1 protein-coding gene and 1 pseudogene are annotated in these 2471 nt (G+C 44.4%); both read left to right on the top strand.

Annotated elements, in window-relative coordinates:
- Positions 1–555 precede the first annotated feature (555 nt).
- Positions 556–1626: an SGNH/GDSL hydrolase family protein gene (locus F6K38_RS39340; protein ID WP_008189944.1), complete on the top strand. Its 1071-nt coding sequence runs from the start codon at positions 556–558 to the stop codon at positions 1624–1626.
- 319 nt (positions 1627–1945) lie between these two features.
- Positions 1946–2471 (top strand): annotated as a pseudogene (locus F6K38_RS39335) (M42 family peptidase); the annotation flags it as partial.

The raw sequence follows: 2471 nt of genomic DNA, 5'->3' as shown, positions 1-2471 counted from the left end.
TATCAGCTATCAGCTATCAGCTATCAGCTATCAGCTATCAGCTATCAGCTATCAGCTATCAGCTATCAGCTATCAGCTATCAGCTATCAGCTATCAGCTATCAGCTATCAGCTATCAGCTATCAGCTTATGGGTTACTTGAGGTGCTACTGTTCGCGCAGCTTGTGCGTAGCGCAATCGGTGCTTTTAGGTGCGCACCTTTGAATAAAATAAGCTGATAGCTGACCGCTGAGGGCTGAATGCTCACTAAAAAACAGTTGAAAACAGCTTTTAGTTGTGCTTAAGCACAATTCCTAACAGGTATTGTCATTGGTTAGTAATTAGTGGTGATTGGTAAAGTGTGTCAATGCCAGACATGATATCAAGTCCGGTTAATCACGTCTAAAATGGTTGATCCGATGCCTGTGAATTTTGAATTTTGAATTTTGAATTTTGAATTGCTAATTGCTTATGGTTAGTTAATTTTCAAGGTTCAATTTACTATCAACCAAGAAGGATAAGTATTAAATCGGACATGATCTGAGATAATTATCTGCAATTAAGGTAAAAAACTATCATGAAGACACAAATTGCTGCTACAGGATTAGTCTTTTTCTCTTTAATGTTGCCCCTCAAGGCAAATGCTATCGAGTTGTTTAGCAAGATGTATATCTTTGGAGACAGCCTCTCTGATCAAGGCAATTTATTCAATGCCACCGCAGAGCGAATTCCCCCCAGTCCACCTTATTTTGAGGGACGTTTTTCCAATGGTCCCAACTGGGTGGATTATCTCGCAGGGGATTTGGAATTAAACCCCACTCTGTTTACCACTATTGGCTCAGGTGCTATCCCGACTGTTGGCATTAACTTCGCTTTTGGTGGTTCTACTACAGGCACTGGACAAACTGCCCCTGTTACCTCCTCTGGATTGGTAGTTTTACCAGGATTGCAACCACAGATTGATGCCTTTACTGTTCCCCTGATACAAGCCGGTCAGTCGGCTGACCCAGATGCTCTGTATATAGTGTGGGCTGGTGCTAATGATTATCTACCCAACCAAGGCAGTTTTGAACCATTTACAGAAACTGACACCACTCTGGCAAATTTGTCAGATGCACTGCAAGACCTGACTGAGGTTGGGGCTAAGAATATTATGGTAGTTAACTTGCCAGATTTGGGCAATACGCCCATTGCTCTGGGAGTTGATGGGCGTGTTCCTGGTACTAGCGATGCCCTCAACACTTTGACAGAAGACCATAACTCTGGTTTGTCTGAACTACTCGATCAATTCAGTCAGACTCCCGACTCAGATGTCAATATCATCCCGGTTGATGTTAATTCTATATTTAGGGAAATTCTGGCTCAGCCGACGGAATTTGGTTTCACCAATGTAACTAGTCCTTGTTTGAATATACCAGCACAATTTGTATGTGAGAATCCCGAGGAGTTTTTCTTCTGGGATTTACAACATCCAACTACTGGTGTTTATCGAATCATTGCGGATTTAGCCCTGTCAGCATTGAACGATCCAAACCCAGATAATAACAATTCACACCCAGCTAATGTTCCTGAACCAGCAACGGCTTTAGGTCTATTCGCCTTGGGGGCTTTAGGGATAGGTTCTAAGGGAATCAGGAAGAAGGAATAGGGGATAGGGAATCGGGAATAGGGAATTTAGAATTTAGAATTTAGAATCGGGAATCGGGAATTGGGAATCGGGAATCGGGAATCGGGAATCGGGAAAGACAGGGGAGTGTGGGAGGTGTGGGAAGTGTGGGGAGTTTGGGGAGTTTGTTATTAAGGGTAATTATCTCGATATGATATCAGATGAGCAACTGGCTCCCCAAGACAGCTTAGGTGCGCTTGACCCGTAATTAAATTCGCCACGGGTCGCACCTCTGCATCGCTTTTCGTCAATTCTTCTTCCCTGTTCCCTGTTCCCTGTTCCCTGTTCCCTATTCCCAACAATGACTAACAATTACGACCAACTGTTCAAAACCATAGAAGAGTTAGTTATGCACCATTCCCCCAGTGGTGCGGAAGAGGAAATTGACCAATTGTTACTGCATCGGTTTCAAGCTTTAGGGGTGGAAACTTGGCAGGATCGGGCTGGAAATGTCATTGCGAAAATCCCTGGTAAGGATGCTGGTGCTAGTCCCATTGCGATTACTGCTCATAAAGATGAAATTGGTGCCATTGTTAAACGGATTGCTGAAGCAGGACGGGTGGAAGTGCGCCGGTTGGGGGGTTCTTTTCCTTGGGTTTATGGTGAGGGTGTGGTGGATCTGTTGGGGGATAACTATACCATTAGTGGTATTCTATCTTTTGGCTCACGTCATGTTTCCCATGAATCTCCCCAAAAAGCGTTGCAGGATGATGCTCCTCTACGTTGGCAAGATGCCTGGATTGAAACGAAATGTAGTGCTACAGAATTGGCAGAGGCTGGGGTGCGTCCAGGGACTCGTATGGTGGTTGGTAAACATCGTAAGAGAC

The organism is Moorena sp. SIO3B2, assembly GCF_010692525.1.
GTDB classification, from domain to species: Bacteria; Cyanobacteriota; Cyanobacteriia; order Cyanobacteriales; family Coleofasciculaceae; genus Moorena; species Moorena producens.
The sequence above is the reverse complement of the archived record's forward strand: the minus strand, read 5'-3'. Positions and strand labels throughout refer to the sequence as shown.

Coding starts and splice junctions, on each gene's coding strand:
- F6K38_RS39340 (WP_008189944.1), top strand. CDS start 556: ATGAAGACACAAATTGCTGCTACAGGATTAGTCTTTTTCTCTTTAATG.